This window comes from Sphingopyxis sp. (assembly GCF_036675685.1).
In the GTDB taxonomy this organism is placed as follows: domain Bacteria; phylum Pseudomonadota; class Alphaproteobacteria; order Sphingomonadales; family Sphingomonadaceae; genus Sphingopyxis.
This window is the reverse complement of sequence record NZ_JAKFEM010000024.1, coordinates 61,919-75,557: the sequence shown is the minus strand read 5'-3', so window position 1 is coordinate 75,557 and position 13,639 is coordinate 61,919. Positions and strand designations below refer to the sequence as shown.

Below are 13,639 nucleotides of genomic sequence, written 5' to 3'. Positions count from 1 at the left end.
CCCCCGGCGTAAGGCGGCGCCAACATAAACCCGCGCGTGCGACTCCCGTTGGCCCCGCTCTCCCGCTTCGCCTTCGGACAGTCATTCCCCGCCGCGCCAACATGGGGACTGCAATCCTATGACGACCACGGGCAACGACACGCTTGGCACCCGCTCGACGCTGAGCGTCGGCGGCAAGAATTACGCATATTATTCGCTCGACAAGGCCGCCGCGAAGCTCGGCGACGTGTCGCGGCTGCCGTTCAGCATGAAGGTGCTGCTCGAAAACCTGCTGCGCTTCGAGGATGGCGGCTTCACCGTGTCGACCGACGACGTCCAGGCGCTGGTCGACTGGCAGAAGGACCCGCATTCGAACCGCGAGATCCAGTATCGCCCGGCGCGCGTGCTGCTCCAGGATTTCACCGGCGTTCCCTGCGTCGTCGACCTCGCCGCGATGCGCGATGCGATCGCGACGCTCGGCGGCGACACGACCAAGATCAACCCGCTCGTCCCCGTGCACCTCGTCATCGACCATAGTGTGATGGTCGACGAATTCGGCCACCCGAAGGCGTTCGAGCAGAATGTCGAGATCGAATATTATCGCAACGGCGAACGCTACGACTTCCTGAAATGGGGATCGAAGAGCCTCGACAATTTCAAGGCGGTCCCCCCGGGCACCGGCATCTGCCACCAGGTCAACCTCGAGCATATCGCGCAGGCGGTGTGGTCCAGCGACGACGCGTCGGGCGCGACCGTCGCCTATCCCGACACCTGCGTCGGCACCGACAGCCACACGACGATGATCAACGGGCTCGGCGTGCTCGGCTGGGGCGTCGGCGGGATCGAGGCCGAGGCCGCGATGCTCGGCCAGCCGGTGTCGATGCTGATCCCCGAAGTCGTCGGGTTCAAATTCACCGGCAAATTGAACGAGGGCGTCACCGCGACCGACCTCGTGCTCACCTGCACCCAGATGCTGCGCGCCAAGGGCGTCGTCGGCCGCTTCGTCGAATATTTCGGCCCCGGGCTCGCGTCGCTGTCGCTCGCCGACCGCGCGACGCTCGCCAATATGGCGCCCGAATATGGCGCGACCTGCGGCTTCTTCGGCATCGACGACAAGACGCTCGACTATATGCGCCTGACCGGCCGCAGCGCCGAGAATATCGCGCTGGTCGAGGCCTATGCGAAGGCGCAGGGGCTGTGGATCGTCGAGGGCGCCGCCGACCCGGTGTTCACCGACACGCTCGAACTCGACATGTCGACCGTCGTCCCGTCGCTCGCGGGGCCGAAGCGTCCGCAGGACAAGGTCGTGCTCACCGAAGTCGATAATGTGTTCAACGCCGACCTCGCCAACGTCTACAAGCATGACGGGTTCAAGCGCGTTCCGGTCGCGGGCGCCAGCCACGACATCGGCGACGGCGACGTCGTGATCGCCGCGATCACCAGCTGCACCAACACCTCGAACCCCAGCGTGATGGTCGCCGCGGGGCTCGTCGCCAAGAAGGCGAACGAGCGCGGCATGAAGCCCAAGCCGTGGGTCAAGACCTCGCTCGCCCCGGGGTCGCAGGTCGTCACCGACTATCTGGTGAAGGCGGGGCTGCAGGTCCATCTCGACGCGGTCGGCTATAATCTCGTCGGCTATGGCTGCACGACGTGCATCGGCAATTCGGGGCCGCTGGCGCAGCCGATTTCGGATGCGATCAACGGCAACGACATCGTCGCCGCGTCGGTGCTGTCGGGCAACCGCAACTTCGAAGGCCGCGTGTCGCCCGACGTGCGCGCGAACTTCCTCGCCTCGCCGCCGCTCGTCGTCGCCTATGCGCTCAAGGGCACGGTGACCGAGGATTTCACGACGACCCCGATCGGGCAGGACCAGGACGGCAAGGACGTCTTCCTCGCCGACATCTGGCCGACCAACCAGGAAGTCGCCGACACGATGAACGCCGCGATCGACCGCGATATGTTCGAGGCGCGCTACGCCCATGTCTACAAGGGCGACGAGCATTGGCAGAAGATAGAGGTCGAAGGATCGGACACCTATCAGTGGCGCGCGGGCTCGACCTATGTCGCGAACCCGCCGTACTTCGAGGGCATGACGATGACCCCCGCGCCGGTGAAGGACATCATCGACGCCAAGCCGCTCGCGATCCTCGGCGACAGCATAACCACCGACCACATCTCGCCCGCGGGTTCGATCAAGGCGGACTCGCCGGCCGGAAAATGGCTTATGGAACATCAGGTTAGCAAGGCCGACTTCAACAGCTACGGCGCCCGCCGCGGCCACCACGACGTCATGATGCGCGGCACTTTCGCCAACATCCGCATCAAGAACGAAATGGTCCCCGGCATCGAAGGCGGCATGTCGCGCTACGGCGCCGAAGTCATGCCGATCTACGACGCCGCGATGCGCCACAAGGCCGACGGCACGCCGCTGGTGGTGATCGCGGGCAAGGAATATGGTACCGGCTCGTCGCGCGACTGGGCGGCAAAGGGCACCAATTTGCTCGGCGTCCGCGCCGTGATCGTCGAAAGCTTCGAGCGCATCCACCGCTCGAACCTCGTCGGCATGGGCGTGCTGCCGCTGCAGTTCACCGACGGCCAGACGCGCGAGACGCTGGGCCTGACCGGCGACGACACCTTCACCATCACCGGCGTCGCCGATCTCAAGCCGCGCCAGACGGTGACGGTGAATGTCACGCGCCCCGACGGCTCGACCTTCAGCTTCGATACGCTCTGCCGCATCGATACGGCAAACGAGGTCGAATATTATATGAACGGCGGCATCCTGCACTACGTGCTGCGCAAGCTCGCCGCGTAACGGCGGAAGGACGTCAGAGACGCCCGCCCCCTCGCCGGGGCGGGCGTTTTCTTTTTGGAAGGGAAGCGGATGAGCGCGGAAACCATCGTCATCGAGGTCATCGGCTGGGCCGCGGCCGTCATCATCCTTGCCGCCTATATCCTGCTCTCGCTCGGCAAGCTCGAAGGACGCAGCTATCTATATCAGTGGATGAATGTGATCGGCGCGGGCGGCTTTATCATCAATTCGGGCTATAATGGCGCACTGCCCTCGGCGGTGCTGAACGTCATCTGGGCCGCGATGGGGATCTTCACCCTGTGGAGCGTATGGCGCGCACGGCGGGCCGCGCGCGCGCCGGTCCCCTAGGGCTTCGCGGCCTCGGCATTCCACGCCGCAACCTTGGCGTTCGTATCGGCGAGCATCTTGTCGAGCGCCGCACGATCATGGACCGTCCCGCGCATCACCACCGTATCGATGGCACGCGTCGCAGCGATGTCTTCAAGCGGATTTCTGCCCAGCAATACTAGGTCAGCCGCCATGCCTGGCCGAATCGCGCCGTAGCGGTCGAGCTGGCCGAACCACGCCGGCCCCGCGCGCGTCGCCGCGGCGAGCGCCTGCGCCGAGGTCAGCCCCTTTTCGGCGAACAGCGCGATCTCGTCGTGCAGGCCGAAGCCCGGATAGTTGAAGCTGTTGAGAAAGCCCGCGTCGGTCCCCGCGATGATCGGCACCCCCGCTTCGGCGAGCATCGGCAGGATCGCCGCCATCTCGTCGATATGGGCGTGCCGCGCCGCGATCGCGGCGGCATCGGCCTTGGCTGCGCGCTCGACGCGCCAGTCATAGGTCTTGCGCAGCTTCGGGCCGATATAGGCGAGGCCGGCATCCTTCGAATGATCGTCGCGGTCGAGCCAGGCGATGATGCGGCTGCCATTGAGCGTCGGAGTGACGAACACGCCCTTGGCGGCAAAACGGCGATAGGCGGCCATCGCGGTATCGCGGTCGAAACCGGCGTCGAGGCGGCGGTTCGCCTCGGCGCGATCGATGCGCCCCGCGGCGAAATCGGCGGCGACCGCGGCCTCATCCTTCGCCCCGGCGTTATAGGCATAGTCGAGATGCTCGATCGAGCTGATCCCGGCATTGACCGCCTGGTCGACCGTCAGCGCCATCGGAATATGGCCCGAGGTCCGAAGGCCGAGCGCCTTCGCCTGCCGCAGCGCATAGAGGAACAGTTCGGGCTTCAGCGTGCTGTCGGTGATTTTCACGAAATCGACCTTGTCGCGCTGCTTCAGGCGCGCGAGCGCGGCGTCGACATCGGCTTCGCTGCCGACCTCGATCGTGCCTTTCCAGAGCGGGGCAATCCCTTCGATCTTCGCCCCCGAGGTCAGCAGCCGCGGGCCGAACAGCGTTCCGTTCGCAATCTCGCCGCGCCACGCCAGCACTTGGTTGGGCAGGTCGCCCGATGCGTCGCGGATCGTCGTGATACCGTTCGCGACATAGAGCGGCAGCAGCGCCTTATTTTCTTCGATCAGCTCGGGGCCGCCACCGAAATGGACGTGCATGTCCCAAAGGCCCGGGATCAGGAAGCGTCCTTTGCCGTCGATTTTCTGCCTTGCGCGCCAGCCTTGCGCGATTGCGGCGTCGCGGCCGACCGCGACGATGTCGGTGCCGTGCAGCACGACCGCCTGATCCTCGATCGCCTTGGCGCCCTCGACATCAATCAGCGTAACGTGGCGGATGATGACGTCGCCCTGCTTCTGCGCTGCGGATGCTGGTTGCCCAAAGACCATCAGGGCAGAGGCGAGAGCAGTAAGCAGGCGTTGCATCGCGGGGACCTTTCCGAACAGGAAAACCCCTTAACGCCGCGAGGGCAAAAACAACAAGGCTGAAGGATGGTGGGCGCTGACGGGCTCGAACCGCCGACCCTCTCGGTGTAAACGAGATGCTCTACCAACTGAGCTAAGCGCCCCCGTTCAGGGAAGCGCGCCCCTGCCACAAGCTGCCGCCGCTGGCAAGCGCGCCGCTATTCCTCCAGCGCCTCGAAATAACGCGCGAGCGCATCGCACGCGCCTTCGGCGAGCGCGATGAAGATGCGCCGGCCGTCGTGCGGGTCGGCTTCGCGCACGAACAGGCCGGCGTCGGTCATCGTCTTGATCCAGCGCAGTGCGGTCGTCGCGGGGACGGCGGCCGCGATGCAGAGGCTCGACACCGATACCGGCTGGCGCTCGAGCCGCGCGGCGTAGAGGTCGAGCAGCATGTCCCACGCCGGATCGGCGAACAGGTCGGCGGGAAAATATTGCTCGCGCATCCGCCGCTGGCGAAGCACCCGTCGCACCGCCTTCGCGCGCTGCCGGTCGATCGTGCGGTCTTCGGGCACGAAGCTGCGCGGCATGTTCGCATAATCGCGCGGCGGTGAACGGACCTGCCCCGGATAATCGGCAAAATCGTCGCCCCGCGGCGCAAAACCCGCAGGGGTGCCGCCAAGGCCGCGCTGGCCAGCGAGGTCGCCGAGCAAACGGGAGATGCGCGCCACTTCCTCCTGCAGCTGGTCGATCCGTTCCATCGCATCGCCGCGCGCTATATCGTGGACCGTCATCCGCGGCGTGCGCCGCACCGCCACCAGCGCCATCAGGCGTTCGGTCGCATCGGCATCGACCAGATATTCGGTCCGCAGCGATTCGGGGATAACCGCCGCGACGCGGTCGAGCGCGGCGAGTGTGGTTTCGCAGATCAGACTGCATCCGCGCTCGGCCGCTGCCGCGCAGAGATCGGCGAGCATTTCGCTTTCGATCATTTCGGCGGCGGTCAGCCAGATCATGTCGATCGCGCCCATCCGGCGCACATGGTCCGCGGCGCGGGGCGCGGAAATCGCTGCGACGAGCCGCACGTCGCCCACGCGATCGATGTCGGGCGCGCAGTCCCGCGGTCCTACGAACAGCAACCGCGCCGGCGCCGCCCCGGCATCCCCCGCATCGGGCCAGGTCGCGGCACCATGAACGGCAGTGCCCAAGCCCTCAAATCGAAAATCCGTCCGCACTTGTGTGTCCTGGTCCATCATGATGCCTGTCTCCGCTTCGTCGCTCCACCTTGGCGTAACTATGTCGTCATTTCGGCGGTATTCACCTTTTGTTCGTTCCTGTTTTCCGCCGATCCGGACCCAAGCGATGTTCGTTGCATGAGTCGGCGCGTGGCGGCCCGAGTGGAATTAATCCAATTTGGACATGATTTGTTCTCCTCGTCAATATCTACTTCACACTTGCCAAGCGGCGCGGACCGGGTCAGTCGAAGTACCATGGTTTCAGGCCCCTCTCCGCTCACCCGCTTGCGCTGGCGGCGGCGCTTCCGCTCGCTGGTCGCGCTGTTGCTGCTCGGCGGGCTGGCCTATGCGGCGTGGGTGTGGCTGCCGGCGCCGGTGACCACAGTTCCGCTGGTCCATGTCATCGACGGCGACAGCCTGACGGTGCAGCACGAGGACGCCACGCTGACGATCCGCCTGACCGGCATCGACGCGGTCGAATATCGACAGGATTGCGCGCGCGGCGACGCGAGTCGCTGGCCTTGCGGACGCGAAGCGCGGACGATGCTCGAAAAACTCGCGGGCCGCGGGCCGCTCTATTGCGAGGTCGCGGCAAAGGATCATTACGACCGCACGCTCGCCGCCTGCCGCACTCGCCCCTTCCCCGACGGGATCGACCTTGGCGCCGAAATGGTCCGGCAAGGCTGGGCGATCGCGACCGTCGAAGCCTATATGGTCGAAGAAGCCGAGGCGCAGGCGAAACGACGCGGCATCTGGCAGGGCGACTTCGTCCGTCCCGAAAACTGGCGCGCGACGCACGAGCGTCCGGCCACCGCGCTGACGCCGCCCGACGCGTAACCACGCACCCGCTATGCCTCGCCGCCGTTTCCGGCTAGGGCGAGCGTCATGAACAGCCTGTTCCCCGTCATGATCGGCGGCGCGATCGGCGCCGGGGCCCGCCATCTGGTTGGCCAGGCGATGCTCGCGCGGCTCGGCCCCGGCTTCCCATGGTGGACGCTGTCGATCAATATCGTCGGCAGCCTCCTGATGGGCCTGCTCGTCGGCTGGCTCGCGCGCAGCGGTGGCGGCGACACGGCGCGGCTGTTCGTCGGCGTCGGGATTCTCGGCGGCTTCACCACCTTTTCCTCTTTCAGCATGGAATATTGGATGCTTTTCGAACGCGGCCAAAACGCGCAGGCAGCCGCCTATGTCCTCGCGTCGGTCATCGGTGCGATCGCCGCCTGCGGGCTGGGCCTGTTCCTTGTGCGGCAGGTGCCGGCATGAGCGACGCCAAGCCAAATCTCGATGGCGCGACCATCGCCGAGGAAGACGACGGCATCCGGCTCGACCGCTGGTTCAAGCGTCACCGCGAGGGGACGCCGCACGCGCTGCTCGCACGCTGGGCGCGGTCGGGACAGCTCACGCTCGACGGGAAAAAGGCCGACGTGTCGGATCGCATCGCGACGGGCCAGAAACTGGTGATGCCGAGCCCGCCGGTCGAGACCGTCGCGCGCCCGGCGCGCAAGGGCCGTCCGCTGACCGACGCCGACGTCGAGCTGGCGACCGGGATGGTGATCCACCGCGACGCGAGCGCGATCGTGCTGAACAAGCCGCCGGGGCTCGCGACGCAGGGCGGCACCAAGACCGAGAGCCACGTCGACGGCCTGCTCGATGCGCTGAAATTCGATGGGCCAACGCGGCCCAAGCTCGTCCACCGGCTCGACAAGGATACGTCGGGCGCGCTGCTGATCGCGCGCACGCCAAAGGCGGCCGCCTATTTCGCAAAGAGCTTTTCGAACCGCAGCGCGAAGAAGACCTATTGGGCGCTGATTGTCGGCGTGCCCGACATCCAGCAGGGCGAGATCGACCTGCCGCTCGCCAAGCAGCCGGGATCGGGCGGCGAGAAGATGCACGTCCACGACAGCGGCCTTGCCTCGAGGACGCGCTACCGCGTGATCGAGCGCGCGGGGAACAGCGCGGCGTGGGTCGAATTGCAGCCGCTGACCGGGCGCACGCATCAGCTGCGCGTCCATATGGCGGCGATCGGGCATCCGATCGTCGGCGACGGCAAATATGGCGGCAAGGGCGCGTTCCTGACCGGCACGATCAGCCGCAAGATGCACCTGCACAGCCGGCGATTGCGCATCGACCATCCCGACGGCGGCGCGATCGATATCAGCGCCGACCTGCCCGCCCATTTCGCGGCGAGCATCGACGATCTGGGTTTCGACCTGCTGCTCGGCGATGTCGGCATCGACGCGGGCGAAAAAGGCCCGCCGCCCAAATCGGCGCTGAAGGCGCAGGCGAAGGCGCACAGCAAGCAGATCCGCAAGGCGCGGCGCGGCGAACGGCGCGGCCGCACCGCCGAAGGAAAGCCCACCGATTTCGTCGGCAAGCCGAAACCCAAACCCAAGGCGAAACCGGGGAAGCCCGGCAAGCCGGCGTCGGGGAAGCCCGCGGGTAAAAAGCCGAGCGCGAAGAAGCATCCGGCGCGCTCACCCAAAGCGGGCTGATGCACCCGAACTCCGCCTTTCGCCCGCGGCAGGACGATCTCGCCGAATTGCTCGTGCGCGAGATCGGCTTTGCCGCGATCTTTGCCAACACCCCCGATGGGCCGCGCGTCGCGCACGCGCCGGTGGTGTTGAGCGCCGATGCGATCACGCTGCAATTCCACATCGCGCGCGGTAACGCGCTGACCCGCCACTTGGGCGGCGCGAGTGCGCTCGCCGTCGTGCAAGGTCCCGACGCCTATGTCAGCGCGAGCTGGTACAGCGAAGCCGACCAAGTGCCGACGTGGAATTATGTCGCGATAGAAATGGAAGGCACAGTGCGCAAGCTCGACGACGACGCACTGGTCGCGCAGCTCGATACACTCTCTGCGCAGCACGAGGCGCGCGTCGGCGCCAATCCGCCATGGACGCGGGGCAAAATGAACCCCGCGCTCTTCAGCAAGATGACCGGCGCCATTGTCGGTTTCGAAATGCGCATCACCGCATGGCGCCCGACAATCAAGCTGTCGCAGAACAAGCCCGCCGACGAGCGCGAACGCGTGATCGAGGGGGTCGAGGCAACGGGCCACGGCGCGCTCGCACAGTTGATGCGCCACCTCGGCGGCGATAGGGAGGGCGCATGACCCAGGCTGATGATGCTCTCGCCAAAAAACGCTTCTTTGCCATCACGTCGATGCGCCTGATGGGCGCGATCTTCGTGGCTGTCGGTTTTGTGCTGATCCGCGGCGGATGGGAACTCGCCGGCCAGCCGACCGACCGCTGGCTCGGGGTTGCCGTCGTGCTGATCGGCGCGTTCGATTTCGCCGTCATGCCGCTGCTCCTCGCGCGGCGCTGGCGCTCGCCCAAAGACCTGTGATCGACCTGTGAAGCGTTTCTGGAAAGAGGTCGAAGTCGCCCTGCAGGACGGCGGCTGGGGCATCGCGCTCGATGGGCGGCCGGTGCGCACGCCGCATCGCGCGCCGCTGGTCGTGACGAGCCTCGCGCTGGCCGAGGCGATTGCCGCCGAATGGCGTGAACAGGGCGAGACGATCGATCCCTCGAATATGCCGATGACCGGCATCGCCAATGCCGCGATCGATCTCGCCTCGCCCGACCCGGCCGCCTTTGCCGAGCCCGTTGCCGCCTATGCCGCGACCGACCTTTTCTGTTACCGCGACGACCGCGATGCGATGCTCCAGGCTGAACAGGTAGCGGCGTGGAACCCGTTGCTCACATGGGCGGAGGCGCGTTTCGGGATCGAATTCGTCATCACGCAGGGGATTTTGCCCGTCGATCAGCCGCGGGTGACGATCGCGGCGCTCCGCGCTGCGGTGTTTGCGATCGATCCGTGGCGGATGGCGGCGCTGACACCGCTGGTCACCATCGGCGGGTCACTCGTCGCGGGCCTTGCGCGCATCGAAGAAGCGTTCGACGCAGAGCTTTTGTGGGAGGCGGTGAGCCTCGACGAGCTGTATCAGGAACGCCGCTGGGGCGCCGACGCGCAGGCGCAGGCGCAGCGCGCCGCGCACAAGCGCGACTGGGACAATGCGGCGCGGTTTTTGGGGTTGCTCGACTAGGGTGTGACCCGATCCCACCCGTCTTCCCGAGCGAAGGCGAGGCAGCGACGTCGAGGTTCTCGCTTCGCTCGAACGAGCCCCTCGTCTTCGACCAAGGGCCGAAGTTTATCCTGAGCGCCTGCCAAGGCAGTCGAAGGCTCGGGGATGCGGTTTAAATGACGGTGATTGCACTCTAATCCGTAAAATTCGGCTTGCGCTTCTGCATCCCCGCCATCACCGCCTCCATCTGGTTCGGGGTGCGGATCACCTTCACCTGCTCGTCGCTTTCGGCCTGCAATATTTCGGCGTCGCTCGCATCGGCGAGCATGTTGCACAGCCGCTTGGCACCGCGGATCGCGTGCGGATTCTTGTCGGCGATCACGTGGGCAAGCTCCATCGCCTTGACCAGCGGATCGTCGGACACATGCGTCGCGAACCCGAGGAGCTTCGCCTCCGACCCGTTGAATTCGCGGTTGGTATAGATCAACTCACGCAGCACATCGTCGGCGACCTGCGTGCGCCACAACGCCATGCCCGCGACGTCGGGGACGAGGCCCCAGCGCATTTCCATGATCGCGATGCGCGTGTCGGGATGGACGATGCGGATGTCGGCGGCCGCCATGATCTGGCTGCCCGCGCCGAACGCAACACCATGCACCGCGGCGATCACCGGCACCGGGATTTCGCGCCAGCCCCATGCGGCATATTGGGCATTGTTCGCGATGCCCTTCGTGCGATCGGCAAGGCTGCCGCCCGCGCTGCTCGCGCCCGGATCGCGCTCGTTGCTGAGGCTCGAGAGGTCGAGCCCGGCGCAAAAGGCGCGGCCTTCGCCCGACAATACGACGACGCGCAGGCCTGCGGTGGCCTTCAATTGATCGACCGCCTCCGCCAGCGCGTCCCACATCGCGGGGTCGAGCGCGTTCATCTTGTCGGCGCGGATCAGCCGCACGTCGGCGATGCCGCCCTCGAGCATCGTGATCGAAATACGGTCCTTCATGGGAGAGTCCTCTGCATTTAACGCTCAAGCGCCGCTTCGACGAGCGGCAGTTGGTCATTTCCGAAATACATGTCGTCGCCGTCGACGAAGATCGTCGGCGAACCATAGCCGCCGCGCGCGATCACCTCCTCGGTGTTCGCGCGAAGCCGGGTCTTGATCGCGTCGCTGGCCGCCGCGGCGGCGAGCACGGCGCCATCCAGCCCCTCGGCATCGGCGACCGCCGCCAGAACCGCGGGATCGTCGAGATTTTCTTGGGCGTCGAAATAGCTCGCGAACGCGCCGCGCGCGAACCGGATCAGCGCCGCCTGATCTTCCTCAAGCGCGCAGCAGAAACGCATCGCGGCAATGCTCTTCGCCGGATGCCACTCTGACGGGAAATTCATCGCGACGCCCGCGAGCCGCGCCCAGTCCTTCAAAATCTTCCAGCTATGCTGCAACCGCCGGTTATCCACCTGCTCGCGCGCGGCATAGACGGCGGGGTTCACCGCATTGAACACGCCGCCGACGAGGATCGGCCGATAGCGCGCGGCCGCGCCCGTCCGTTCCAGCACCCCCGGCAAATTATGGAAAGCGAGGCAGGTCCAGGGTGACGATAGATCAAAGAAAAATTCGACGCGCTCGTCCGTCACCCTGGACCTCCCTGCATGGTTTAGCCGACCTTGAGTTCGACGTCGGGCACGCCCGGACAGGCAACGCGGACCGAATTATAGGCGGGCTGCGCGGTCGGGATGTCGAGGCTGAGCGTCACCGGCGTAATCGCCTGCGTCGCCATGCCGTCGGGCGCGTTCGCGCGCAGCAGCACGACCTGGTTGGGCGGGTTCATCTTGTCGAGCGGCCCGGCCTGCAGCGCGGTGGCAAAACCGCCGGTTGGCGCATTGGCGGTGCCGCTGACCTTCAGCGTGTTCGTCGCCTTGTCGATCATCGCGGTCAATTTGACGTCGGCCAGTTTAGCGCAAGCGTTCGGCTTGGCGGGATCGATCGCGGCGGTCGCAGCGGGAGCGGCCATAGGCGCAGCGGTTGTCGTCGCAGCCGGCTCGGCGGTCGTCGTGTCTTCGGCGGGCGGGGCTTCCTTCTTGCCGCACCCTGCCAGTCCTACGGCCAGCACGACCGCTGCCGTCATCATCGCCTTGTTCATATACGCCTCCCAAAAAAGGGCAGCGACCTGTCGGTCCGCCGCCGACTCGTGCGGTCAGTTCGTCCGCGCCCAATATTGGTCGCGCAGCAGGCGCTTGTATAGCTTGCCCGTGTCGTGCCGCGGCAGCGCTTCCATGAAATCGATGCGGCGCGGGACTTTGACGCCCGACAATTTCTCGCGGGCATAAGCGATCAGTTCGTCGCGCAGCGCGTCGCCCGCATCGGCCATGTTCGCGGGCTGGACCACCGCGATCACTTCTTCGCCGAAATCCTCGTGCGGGCCGCCGACCACCGCGACGTCGGCGACCGCGGGATGGGTCACGAGGTGATTTTCGATCTCCTGCGGATAGACGTTCACCCCGCCGGTGATGATCATGAAGCTCTTGCGGTCGGTGAGGTAGAGGAAGCCCTCCTCGTCAACCTTGCCGACATCGCCGAGGGTCGACCAACCCTTGCTGTTCCGGCTCGACGCCGTTTTCTCGCTGTCGCCATGATATTCGAAGACATTCTCGCTTTCGAAGAAGACGCAGCCTTCCTCGCCGACGCCGAGCTCGGTCTCGTTGTCCTCGCCCATGATGTGCACGACGCCGAGAATCGGGCGCCCGACGGTGCCCTTGTGGGTCAGCCAGTCCTGACTCGAGACAAAGGTCATGCCATTGCCCTCCGACCCCGCATAATATTCGAAAAGCACCGGTCCCCACCAGTCGATCATCGCCTGCTTGACCGGCACCGGGCACGGCGCCGCGGCGTGGATCGCGACCTTGAGCGAGGAGGTGTCGTAGCGCGAACGGACTTCTTCGGGCAATTTGAGCATCCGCACGAAATGGGTCGGGACCCACTGGCTGGCGTTCACGCGATATTTTTCGATGTACGACAACGCCGCCTCGGGATCGAATTTCTTCATCAGCACCACCGTGCCGCCGAGGCGATGGACCGTCATCGACCAGCGCAGCGGCGCGGCGTGGTAGAGCGGCGCGGGCGAGAGATAGATGCTGTCCGAGTCGATCTGGAACACCGCCGAGGCGAGCATGACGAGGCTGTTGACCGCATCGATCGCGGGATCCTCGGGCAGCGGCACGCGCACGCCCTTGGGACGTCCCGTAGTACCCGACGAATAAAGCATGTCGGCCCCGGCGCGCTCGTCGGCGACCGGGGTTGGGGGCATGGTGGCAACCGCATCCTCCCAGCTGTCATAACCGGCGATGTCGCCGCCCATGGCAAAGCGCTTGATCTGCGTCGTCAACTGCTGTGCAGCACCGCCAAGGCTCGCCGACACGACAAGGATCTGTGCGCCTGAATTTTCGAGGATATAGTCGGTTTCATCCTGCGTCAGCCGCGACGAAATGCAGACATAGCGCAGCCCCGCGCGCTGCGCGCCCCAGGTCAGACCGTAATAATGCGGCGTGTTGTCGAGCATGAAGGCGACGACATCCTCATGCCCCAGCCCGTGCGCGCGAAACAGCTGCGCGACGCGATTCGACGCGGCGTCGAGCTCGCCATAGCTGATCGACTCCCCCGTTTCCGCGACGATGATCGCGGGCTTTTCGGGATTCGAACGGGCGTGGACGGACGGGTGCATCGGGCATCATCTCCGGGATCGTTGATTTGTTTATGCCCGAAATGAGTAGCGGGTTGAAACTTTTGGTCAAGCGAGGCGGGGTCGATGACAGGGTTGCGGTC

At 65.8% G+C, this 13,639-nt stretch carries 14 protein-coding genes and 1 tRNA gene; 8 read left to right on the top strand and 7 right to left on the bottom strand.

The window, feature by feature from the left end:
• Positions 1-118 precede the first annotated feature (118 nt).
• The gene (gene acnA, locus V6M50_RS11675) at positions 119-2,794 is read left to right on the top strand and encodes an aconitate hydratase AcnA (RefSeq protein ID WP_332818735.1); all 2,676 of its coding nucleotides are present in this window, start codon (positions 119-121) and stop codon (positions 2,792-2,794) included.
• Positions 2,795-2,863: 69 nt separating this feature from the next.
• A complete protein-coding gene (locus tag V6M50_RS11670; RefSeq protein ID WP_332818734.1) occupies positions 2,864-3,139 on the top strand; it encodes a CBU_0592 family membrane protein in 276 nt (91 codons plus the stop codon).
• Here the strand turns inward: V6M50_RS11670 and V6M50_RS11665 are convergent.
• The 3 genes from V6M50_RS11665 to V6M50_RS11655 all read right to left on the bottom strand — a co-directional run bounded on the left by V6M50_RS11665 (position 3,136) and on the right by V6M50_RS11655 (position 5,777).
• Positions 3,136-4,593: an amidohydrolase family protein gene (locus V6M50_RS11665; RefSeq protein ID WP_332818733.1), complete on the bottom strand. Its 1,458-nt coding sequence runs from the start codon at positions 4,591-4,593 to the stop codon at positions 3,136-3,138. The two genes, V6M50_RS11670 and V6M50_RS11665, sit on opposite strands and share 4 nt — an antisense overlap.
• Before the next feature lie 67 nt (positions 4,594-4,660).
• Positions 4,661-4,736: transfer RNA gene (locus tag V6M50_RS11660), tRNA-Val, on the bottom strand.
• Positions 4,737-4,790: 54 nt separating this feature from the next.
• Positions 4,791-5,777 (bottom strand): MarR family winged helix-turn-helix transcriptional regulator, encoded by a 987-nt coding sequence (locus V6M50_RS11655; RefSeq protein WP_332818732.1) that lies wholly within the window; start codon positions 5,775-5,777, stop codon positions 4,791-4,793.
• Positions 5,778-6,059: 282 nt separating this feature from the next.
• On the opposite strand from V6M50_RS11655, the gene V6M50_RS11650 reads away from it, so the two are divergent.
• The 6 genes from V6M50_RS11650 to V6M50_RS11625 are packed head-to-tail and all read left to right on the top strand — an operon-like array spanning position 6,060 to position 9,849.
• Positions 6,060-6,641, top strand: a complete 582-nt coding sequence (locus tag V6M50_RS11650; protein ID WP_332818731.1) for a thermonuclease family protein — start codon at positions 6,060-6,062, stop codon at positions 6,639-6,641.
• 48 nt (positions 6,642-6,689) lie between these two features.
• Entirely contained in the window at positions 6,690-7,067 is a 378-nt protein-coding gene (gene crcB / locus V6M50_RS11645; protein ID WP_332818730.1) for a fluoride efflux transporter CrcB, read from the top strand.
• The gene (locus V6M50_RS11640; RefSeq protein ID WP_332818729.1) at positions 7,064-8,296 is read left to right on the top strand and encodes an RluA family pseudouridine synthase; all 1,233 of its coding nucleotides are present in this window, start codon (positions 7,064-7,066) and stop codon (positions 8,294-8,296) included. Before crcB ends, V6M50_RS11640 begins: the two co-directional genes overlap by 4 nt.
• Positions 8,296-8,916, top strand: coding sequence for an FMN-binding negative transcriptional regulator (locus V6M50_RS11635; protein WP_332818728.1), 621 nt, complete (start codon positions 8,296-8,298; stop codon positions 8,914-8,916). The genes V6M50_RS11640 and V6M50_RS11635 overlap by 1 nt, the downstream gene beginning before the upstream one ends.
• On the top strand, positions 8,913-9,149 hold the full coding sequence (locus V6M50_RS11630) for a hypothetical protein (protein WP_332818727.1): 237 nt from the start codon (positions 8,913-8,915) through the stop codon (positions 9,147-9,149). The genes V6M50_RS11635 and V6M50_RS11630 overlap by 4 nt, the downstream gene beginning before the upstream one ends.
• Before the next feature lie 7 nt (positions 9,150-9,156).
• The gene (locus V6M50_RS11625; protein WP_332818726.1) at positions 9,157-9,849 is read left to right on the top strand and encodes an ATP12 family chaperone protein; all 693 of its coding nucleotides are present in this window, start codon (positions 9,157-9,159) and stop codon (positions 9,847-9,849) included.
• A 172-nt stretch (positions 9,850-10,021) separates the two neighbouring features.
• Here the strand turns inward: V6M50_RS11625 and V6M50_RS11620 are convergent, their stop codons facing one another.
• From V6M50_RS11620 to V6M50_RS11605, 4 genes are read right to left on the bottom strand one after another with little or no spacing between them, the layout of a single operon-like run.
• Positions 10,022-10,825 (bottom strand): crotonase/enoyl-CoA hydratase family protein, encoded by an 804-nt coding sequence (locus tag V6M50_RS11620; RefSeq protein WP_332818725.1) that lies wholly within the window; start codon positions 10,823-10,825, stop codon positions 10,022-10,024.
• Between the two features lie 17 nt (positions 10,826-10,842).
• Positions 10,843-11,454, bottom strand: coding sequence for a 2-hydroxychromene-2-carboxylate isomerase (locus tag V6M50_RS11615; protein ID WP_332818724.1), 612 nt, complete (start codon positions 11,452-11,454; stop codon positions 10,843-10,845).
• A gap of 20 nt (positions 11,455-11,474) precedes the next feature.
• Positions 11,475-11,960, bottom strand: coding sequence for a hypothetical protein (locus tag V6M50_RS11610; RefSeq protein ID WP_332818723.1), 486 nt, complete (start codon positions 11,958-11,960; stop codon positions 11,475-11,477).
• A gap of 54 nt (positions 11,961-12,014) precedes the next feature.
• Complete coding sequence (locus V6M50_RS11605) at positions 12,015-13,538, bottom strand: acyl-CoA synthetase (RefSeq protein ID WP_332818722.1); 1,524 nt, start codon at positions 13,536-13,538, stop codon at positions 12,015-12,017.
• Positions 13,539-13,639: the final 101 nt, after the last annotated feature.

Coding starts and splice junctions, on each gene's coding strand:
- V6M50_RS11665 (WP_332818733.1), bottom strand. CDS start 4,593: ATGCAACGCCTGCTTACTGCTCTCGCCTCTGCCCTGATGGTCTTTGGG.
- V6M50_RS11610 (WP_332818723.1), bottom strand. CDS start 11,960: ATGAACAAGGCGATGATGACGGCAGCGGTCGTGCTGGCCGTAGGACTG.
- V6M50_RS11620 (WP_332818725.1), bottom strand. CDS start 10,825: ATGAAGGACCGTATTTCGATCACGATGCTCGAGGGCGGCATCGCCGAC.
- V6M50_RS11640 (WP_332818729.1), top strand. CDS start 7,064: ATGAGCGACGCCAAGCCAAATCTCGATGGCGCGACCATCGCCGAGGAA.
- acnA (WP_332818735.1), top strand. CDS start 119: ATGACGACCACGGGCAACGACACGCTTGGCACCCGCTCGACGCTGAGC.
- V6M50_RS11635 (WP_332818728.1), top strand. CDS start 8,296: ATGCACCCGAACTCCGCCTTTCGCCCGCGGCAGGACGATCTCGCCGAA.
- crcB (WP_332818730.1), top strand. CDS start 6,690: ATGAACAGCCTGTTCCCCGTCATGATCGGCGGCGCGATCGGCGCCGGG.
- V6M50_RS11605 (WP_332818722.1), bottom strand. CDS start 13,538: ATGCACCCGTCCGTCCACGCCCGTTCGAATCCCGAAAAGCCCGCGATC.
- V6M50_RS11670 (WP_332818734.1), top strand. CDS start 2,864: ATGAGCGCGGAAACCATCGTCATCGAGGTCATCGGCTGGGCCGCGGCC.
- V6M50_RS11650 (WP_332818731.1), top strand. CDS start 6,060: ATGGTTTCAGGCCCCTCTCCGCTCACCCGCTTGCGCTGGCGGCGGCGC.
- V6M50_RS11630 (WP_332818727.1), top strand. CDS start 8,913: ATGACCCAGGCTGATGATGCTCTCGCCAAAAAACGCTTCTTTGCCATC.